This window comes from Actinotalea sp., from assembly GCF_035443605.1.
In the GTDB taxonomy this organism is placed as follows: Bacteria; Actinomycetota; Actinomycetes; order Actinomycetales; family Cellulomonadaceae; genus Actinotalea.
In genome coordinates this window covers 1-7,801 of sequence record NZ_DAORSQ010000024.1, presented here as the reverse complement: position 1 = coordinate 7,801, position 7,801 = coordinate 1, and the positions used below count along the sequence as shown (strand labels likewise).

General features: G+C 73.8%; 6 protein-coding genes. 2 read left to right on the top strand and 4 right to left on the bottom strand.

All coding sequences use genetic code 11. The features are described from left to right. The first annotated feature begins 13 nt into the window (after positions 1–13). Together PKY62_RS04365 and PKY62_RS04360 are read left to right on the top strand one after the other, a co-directional pair. Positions 14–730 (top strand): HAD family hydrolase, encoded by a 717-nt coding sequence (locus tag PKY62_RS04365; RefSeq protein WP_324535233.1) that lies wholly within the window; start codon positions 14–16, stop codon positions 728–730. 74 nt (positions 731–804) lie between these two features. Further along, the gene (locus PKY62_RS04360; protein ID WP_324535231.1) at positions 805–3,273 is read left to right on the top strand and encodes a glycoside hydrolase family 65 protein; all 2,469 of its coding nucleotides are present in this window, start codon (positions 805–807) and stop codon (positions 3,271–3,273) included. Here the strand turns inward: PKY62_RS04360 and PKY62_RS04355 are convergent. The 4 genes from PKY62_RS04355 to infB all read right to left on the bottom strand — a co-directional run. After that, positions 3,233–4,690, bottom strand: a complete 1,458-nt coding sequence (locus PKY62_RS04355) for an HNH endonuclease signature motif containing protein (RefSeq protein WP_324535229.1) — start codon at positions 4,688–4,690, stop codon at positions 3,233–3,235. The two genes, PKY62_RS04360 and PKY62_RS04355, sit on opposite strands and share 41 nt — an antisense overlap. A gap of 283 nt (positions 4,691–4,973) precedes the next feature. After that, positions 4,974–5,957 (bottom strand): tRNA pseudouridine(55) synthase TruB, encoded by a 984-nt coding sequence (truB, locus tag PKY62_RS04350; protein ID WP_324535227.1) that lies wholly within the window; start codon positions 5,955–5,957, stop codon positions 4,974–4,976. Positions 5,958–5,961: 4 nt separating this feature from the next. Further along, positions 5,962–6,480, bottom strand: a complete 519-nt coding sequence (gene rbfA, locus PKY62_RS04345) for a 30S ribosome-binding factor RbfA (protein WP_324535225.1) — start codon at positions 6,478–6,480, stop codon at positions 5,962–5,964. Positions 6,481–6,566: 86 nt separating this feature from the next. Continuing rightward, the coding region (gene infB / locus PKY62_RS04340) for a translation initiation factor IF-2 (RefSeq protein ID WP_324535223.1) at positions 6,567–7,801 on the bottom strand (1,235 nt) is incomplete at its 5' end.

Genomic DNA, 7,801 nt, shown 5'->3' with positions numbered 1-7,801 from the left:
CTAGGTTGCCCGCATGGACCTCACGAGCTACGACGCCGTCCTCTTCGACCTCGACGGCGTGCTGACCCCCACCGCCGACGTCCACATGGCCGCGTGGCGCGCCATGTTCACCGCCCACTTCACCGCCCACGGCGTCACGCCCGCGTACAGCGACGCCGACTACTTCGCCTACGTCGACGGCAAGCCGCGGTACGACGGCGTGCGGTCGGCCTTGGCCTCGCGCGGCGTCGTCCTGCCCGAGGGCGACCCTGCCGACCTGCCCGGTGCCCAGACGGTCTGCGGGCTGGGCAACACCAAGAACGCCGCCTTCGACCGGGTGCTGCGCGAGGACGGCGTGGTGGCCTACCCGGGAAGCGTCGCGCTGCTCGATGCCCTGGCGGCCCGCGGGACGGCCGTCGCCGTGGTCTCCAGCTCGCGCAACGCGCCGGCCGTGCTCGCCGCCGCGGGCCTCGCGGACCGGTTCACCGTCGTCGTGGACGGCACGGTCGCGATCGCGGAGGGGCTGCCGGGCAAGCCGGCCCCCGACACGTTCGTCTTCGCCGCGCAGCAGCTCGGCGTGCCCGTCGAGCGAGCCGTGGTGGTCGAGGACGCGGTGTCCGGGGTCGCCGCCGGGCGCGCCGGCGGCTTCGGCCTGGTGGTCGGCGTGGACCGTGGCGCGGGTGGCGACGTGCTGCTCGAGGCCGGTGCCGACGTCGTGGTGCAGGACCTCGCCGAGCTGGTCGTCCCGTGAGCGCGTCCCGCACGGCGTCCGGCGCCGGCGGCTCGGGAGGGGCAGGACGTTCCGGCGGTTCCGGTGGTCCCACGATGCCCGACCCGCTGGACCGGATGCGGTTCCCCGTCGACCCGTGGCGCCTGACCGAGACGATGTACGGCGCCGACGACCTCGGGGTCACCGAGACCCTCTTCGCCGTGGGCAACGGCTACCTCGGGCTGCGCGGCAACGTCGAGGAGGGCCGCGACAGCCACAGCCACGGGACCTTCGTCAACGGGTTCCACGAGACGTGGCCCATCCGGCACGCCGAGGAGGCCTTCGGCTTCGCGCGCGTGGGCCAGACCATCGTCAACGTCCCCGATGCCAAGGTGATCCGGCTCTACGTGGACGACGAGCCCCTGCTGCTCTCGGTCGCGGACCTCATCGACTACTCGCGGAGCCTCGACCTCGCGGAGGGCGTGCTCCACCGCGACCTGCTCTGGCGGACGCCGTCTGGCACCCGCGTCCGGGTGCGGTCCCGGCGGATGGTCTCGTTCACCCAGCGTCACCTCGCGGTGCTGACGTACGAGGTCACGCTGCTCGACAAGGCGGCCCCGGTGGCGATCTCCTCGCAGGTCCTCAACCGTCAGGCAGGGCTCGACGAGTACCGGACCAAGCCGACGGCCGGCACCATCGCCGATCCGCGCAAGGCCGAGGCCTTCGAGGGCCGCGTGCTGCTCCCCGAGCTCCACTGGGGCGGGGACGGGCGCGCGATCCTCGGCTACCGGTGCGCCAGCTCCGGGATGACGCTGGCCGTCGCCGCCGACCACACCATCGAGACCGAGAACGCCTACGAGGAGTTCACCGAGGTCGAGGAGGACTACGCCAAGCACGTCTTCCGCGTGCGCGCCGAGCCGGGCCGACCGATCACGATCACCAAGACCGTGGCGTACCACACGTCCCGGACGGTGCCCTCGCGCGAGCTGTCGGACCGGTGCCGGCGCACCCTCGACCGCGTCAAGACGGACGGCATCGAGCAGCAGTTCGCCGACCAGGCCTCCTGGCTGCACCACTACTGGCTGCGCTCGGACGTCGAGGTCGAGGGCCAGCCCGAGGCGCAGCAGGCCATCCGCTGGAACCTCTTCCAGCTGGCCCAGGCCGCGGCGCGCGCCGAGGGCAACGGCATCTCGGCCAAGGGGGTGAGCGCGTCGGGCTACGGCGGGCACTACTTCTGGGACACCGAGGTCTACGTGGTGCCCTTCTTCGTCTACACGTCGCCGCTCATCGCCCGCAACGCCCTGCGGTTCCGGTACACGATGCTCCCGGCGGCGGAGCGGCGCGCACAGGACCTCACGCAGGACGGCGTGCTCTTCCCGTGGCGCACCATCAACGGCGAGGAGGCCTCCGCGTACTACGCGGCCGGCACCGCGCAGTACCACATCGACGCGGACATCTCCTTCGCCGTCGACAAGTACGTCAAGGCCTCCGGCGACCACGACTTCATGGCCCGCGAGGGCGTCGACATCCTCGTCGGGACGGCGCGGATGTGGGCCGACCTCGGGTTCTGGCGCGGGTACGGCGAGGACTCGTTCCGGATCCACGGGGTGACGGGGCCGGACGAGTACACGACCGTCGTCAACGACAACCTCTACACGAACGTCATGGCGCGCTTCAACCTGCGCTGCGCCGCCCAGACGGTGCTCGAGCTCGAGGAGACCCGGCCCGAGGAGCACGCGCGCATGGTGGCCCGGCTGGGCCTGCGGCCCCAGGAGGTCGCCGAGTGGGTCCGGGCGGCCGAGGCCATGGCGATCCTGTGGGACGACAACCTGGGCATCCACCCCCAGGACGCCCAGTTCCACGAGCGTGAGGTCTGGGACCTGCCGAGCACACCCGCGGACAAGCGCCCGCTGCTGCTGCACTACCACCCGCTGGTGATCTACCGCTTCCAGGTGCTCAAGCAGGCCGACGTGGTGCTGGCGCTGTTCCTCCAGGGCGACCAGTTCACGGCCGAGGAGAAGCGGGCCGACTTCGAGTACTACGACCCGATCACCACGGGCGACTCGACGCTGTCCGGCGTGGTCCAGTCGATCATCGCGGCCGAGGTCGGCTACCACGAGCTCGCCCTGCGGTACTTCTGGGACGGGCTGTTCGTCGACCTCGCGGACCTGCACCACAACACGGCCGACGGCGTGCACGTCGCGTCGACGGGCGGGGTGTGGAGCGCCCTGGTCCACGGCTTCGGCGGGATGCGCGACCACGGCGGGGTGCTGACGTTCGACCCTCGCCTGCCCGCGTCGTGGCCCTCGCTGTCCTTCCGGATCGCCGTCGCGGGGACCCGGCTGCTCGTCAGCGTGCGCCCCGAGTCGATCACGTTCACCGTCGAGGTGGGCGAGCGCGCGCAGGTCGTGGTGCGCGGTGTGCAGGTGACCGTGACGAGCGCGGAGCCCGTGACGGTGCCGCTCGACGGCCAGGGACCCGCGATCGACGGCGAGCCGGATGCGAAGGCGCTGCGCGGCACGCTCCGGCCCGACGGGACGATCATCACCGCGTCGGTGCCCCACCACTCGGGGCCCAACGGGTGACGTCGGCGGGTGTGGTCGGCCGGGGCTCCCGGCGCGGCGGCTCGGCGGGCTCGGGTTCCACCCGCTCCGGGGAACGCCGGTAGACCCTTCCGGTCGGGGCGTTCCAGGTGGTGGTGCCGGTCACCGGATCGCGGGCGACCCGCCACCGGCCGAGGGTCTTGAGCCGGTGGTGGTGACGGCACAGCGCCTGGAGGTTGGCCGCGACGGTCTGCTCGCCGGCCGGCCGGTCGGGGTCGAACGGCACGACGTGGTCGACGTCGCAGCGCCACGACGGCACCCGGCAGCCCGGGAACCGGCACGTCACGTCGCGGTCGACCACCTGGCGCACGACGGTGGCCATGGGGCGGTAGCCGCTCGAGCCGGGCTGGGCTGATCCCGCCGTCGACCGGGACACCGGTCCGGCGCGCCGGACCGGGACGCAGTCCCCGAGTCGCTCGCCGGTCGCCGGGTCCACGGCCACGGTGTGGAGGTCGGCCTCGGCGATGAGGTGACCGATCGCGACGAGCGGCACGAGGCCGTAGCCCGCCAGGTGGGCGGTGCCCGTCGCGTCACCCGAGGCCAGCGCCGCGGCGGAGACGGTCAGGTGCAGGTGGGGGCGGCGGTGCTGACGCACGGCCAGGGGCGTGCCGTCGGGGCCGACGCCGGCGTCCAGCACCCGGCGCAGCACCTCGCCGAGCGCGTCCGCGCGGCGCTGGTCCGCGGTACGCGGGTCGTCGACTGCACCGGCCGCGCCGGCCACCCCACCCCCGGTGCCGCGACCGGATCCGGCGAGGGCGTCGAGGCCGGTCATCACCGTCACGGCGTCGGCGGCGGGGAGGAACGCATGCACCCAGGCCATCGCGTCGGGGGCGGGGACCATGCGGACGCACCGCTCGCGGCGGGCGACCTCGTGGCGCTGCGCCGCGGCGACGGGGTGCAGGGCGAGCTCCGCCTCGCGCAGATCGGCCCGGAGCTGCGGGACCGTGCGCCCGGGCGCCTCACCAAGCACGCCGTCGAGCACCTCGTCCGCGACGTGACCGGGCAGGTGCTCGGTGTCGGCGAGCAGCACCTCGGCCTTGCGTGGGTCGATCGCTCCGACCGCCAGTGCGTCGGCCACCTGCGGGTGCGCGGCGAGGCCCAGCGCCAGGGTCACCCGGCTCTGGCCGAGGCGACGCGTGATCCCGAGCCGCGCGGCGACGTCGTCCGCGACGAACTCTCCCTGCGACCCCGGGACCCGGTGCGTCATCTCCTCGAGCGCCCGCGCCTGCCGCGCCGTGGCCCACGCGAGCACGCGCTCCCACCCGGCGACGACCTCGAGCAGCGCGGGGTCGTCGCAGTCCGCCGGGTCCAGGGCATGCAGCTGCGCGACGAGCTCCGGCGACGGCGACGCCGCCTCGAGGCGGGCGGCCAGCGGGTGGCGTTCGGCGTACGTCGCCATCCGACTCGCCATACCGCCACCCCCCACGGTGCCCTCGTACCCCACGAGCGAGCCGCATCACTCCCGCACGGCTGCCATCGAACGCCTGTTCGAAGTCTACCGGACGAGCGTCGCCGAGGGAAGGTCCCGGAGCCACGAAACCACCGCTGACCTGCACGGTTGTTCGCACTCGTGCTCGCGACCCGGCCGGCACGAGCCCTCGACCGGCCACGACCGAGCCCCGGGCCGGCTACGGCCACGCACGCCGGGGCGCCGGGGCGCCGGGGCGGACAGCAGCACGCCGTCAGGCCGGGGCGAAGACCAGCACGGGCCGGGACCGCCCGGCGTCGTCGTCCGCGAGCAGCGCCACGAGCGTGCCGTCGGGCGCGAACGCCGCCACCGGCAGGGCCGCCGTCCCGACCGGTCCGCCCGCCACCGCCGCCAGCCGCCGGCCGAAGGAGAGCTCCGATGCCTCGTGCTCGGTCAGCGCGCGCGCCGGGAACGTCGCGCGCGCCGCGACCGCCATCGGCAGCACGGCGACCTCGGCCTCGAGCTGCTCCAGCGTGCGCGCCACCGCGAGCGGGTAGCCACCCACCCGCGTGCGCCGCAGGGCCGTGAGGTGCCCTCCGACGCCCAGCGCGGCCCCGAGGTCCCGCGCCAGCGCGCGGATGTACGTGCCAGAGGAGCACACGACCGTGACGTCCACGTCGAGCACCGCGAGCCCCTCGGCCACCCCGGGCGCGACGTCGTGCACCACGAAGCCGTGCACCGTCACAGGGCGCGCCGCGAGCTCGACCTGCTCCCCCGCCCGGACCCGGGCGTAGGCCCGCTGCCCGTCCACCTTGATGGCGCTCACCGAGCTCGGCACCTGCGAGATCGCCCCGGTCAGGGCCGCGACGCCCACCTCCAGGTCGGCCCGGGCCACGCCCTCGGCACCCACCCGGGCGAGCACCTCGCCCTCGGCGTCGTCCGTCGTGGTGCTCACGCCCAGCCGGATGGTCGCCCGGTACTCCTTGTCGGCCCCGACGACGTAGGTCAGCAGGCGCGTCGCGCGGCCGATCCCCAGCACCAGCACGCCGGTGGCCATGGGGTCGAGCGTCCCCGCGTGGCCCACCTTGCGGGTGCCGGCCAGGCGCCGCACGCGCGCGACGACGTCGTGGCTGGTCCAGCCGGACGGCTTGTCGACGACGAGGAGCCCGTCGGGCGCCGTCGGGCGCCGGGGCTCACGTCGGCCCTCGGGCCGCTCCCCGAGGCGGGCCGAGCCCTCGGGCGCCTGACCCTCGGCCACGGCGTCAGACCTCGTCGGTCGGCTCGCCGTCGGGCTCGCCGTGCGCACCACCGACGGGACCCGCCGCCGCATCCTCGCCGACCTCGCCGACCTCGTCACCGTCGTCGTCAGCGCGCTTGTACGGGTCGGCGTCGCCCGCGTAGGTCGCGGCGGCGGCCAGCGCCGCCACCTCGGCGTCGCGCACGGCGGCCGCCCGCAGCGCGTCCTCGAGGTGCTGGGCCGTCTCGGGCACCGCGTCGGCGATGAACTCCAGGGTCGGGGTCAGCCGGATGCCGGTCTGCCTGCCCACCTCGGAGCGGATGAGGCCTGTGGCGCTCGCCAGCGCCGCTGCGCTGTCGGCGCGCGCGGCGGCGTCGCCGAGCACGGTGTAGAACACCGAGGCGTGCTGCAGGTCCCCGGTGACGCGCACGTCCGTCACGGTGACGAACCCGAGGCGTGGGTCCTTGACCCGGGTGTCGAGCATCTGCGCGACGATCTGCTGGATGCGCTCGGCCATCTTGCGGGCCCTGGGGTGGTCAACCATGTCGAACTCCTGTGTCTGGGTGCCGGCTGCGATGCCGTGGGGGCCGCGCTCCGGTCGTCCGGTGCGCGGCCCCCACGGCGAGACCGCTAGGAGCGCGGCTTCTCGCGCATCTCGTACGTCTCGATGACGTCGTCGGGCTGCAGGTCGTTGAACGACCCGAGGCCGATGCCGCACTCGTAGCCGTCGCGGACCTCGGTCGCGTCGTCCTTGAACCGCTTGAGCGACTCGATGGACAGACCCTCGGCCACCAGCTGCCCGTTGCGCTGCACGCGCGCCTTGGCGTTGCGGCGGATGACGCCCGAGCGGACAAGCGAGCCGGCGATGTTGCCGAACTTGCTGGACCGGAAGACCTCGCGCACCTCGGCCGTGCCGAGCTGGATCTCCTCGTACTCCGGCTTGAGCATGCCCTTGAGCGCTGCCTCGACGTCGTCGATCGCCTGGTAGATGACCGAGTAGAAGCGCACGTCGACGCCCTCGCGGTCCGCCAGGTCCTCGACCCGCTCGGCGTACTTGACGTTGAACCCGATGATGATCGCGTTGTCCACGGTCGCCAGGTTGACGTCGTTCTGGGTGATCGCGCCGACGCCGCGGTGGATGACCCGCAGCTCGACCTCCTCGCCAACGTCGATCTTGAGCAGGGCGTCCTCGAGGGCCTCGACGGCACCGGAGACGTCGCCCTTGAGGACGAGGTTGAGCGTCTCGACCTTGCCCAGCTGCAGAGCCTGGGTGAAGTCCTCGAGGCTGATCCGCTTGCGACGCTTGGCCAGCAGGGCTGCCCGCTCGGCCGCCTCGCGCTTCTCGGCGATCTGCCGCGCGGTCCGGTCGTCCGGCGCCACGAGGAACGTGTCACCGGCCCGCGGGACCGACGTCAGGCCGAGCACCATGACCGGACGGGCCGGGGTGGCCGCCTCGATGGTGCCGCCGTGCTCGTCGAACATCGCCCGCACGCGGCCGTAGGCCGTGCCCGCCACGATGGCGTCCCCGACGTGCAGGGTGCCGGACTGGACCAGGACGGTCGCGACGGCGCCGCGGCCCTTGTCGAGGTTGGCCTCGACGGCCACGCCACGCGCGTCCTTGTCGGCGTTGGCCCGCAGGTCCAGCGCCGCGTCGGCCGTGAGCAGCACGGCCTCGAGGAGCTCGTCGATGCCCACGCGCTTGAGCGCGGAGATGTCGACGAACATCGTGTCGCCGCCGTACTCCTCGGCCACGAGGTTGTACTCGGTGAGCTGCTGGCGGATCTTCGAGGGGTTGGCCCCCTCCTTGTCCACCTTGTTCACCGCGACGACGATCGGCACGCCGGCCGCCTGCGCGTGGTTGAGCG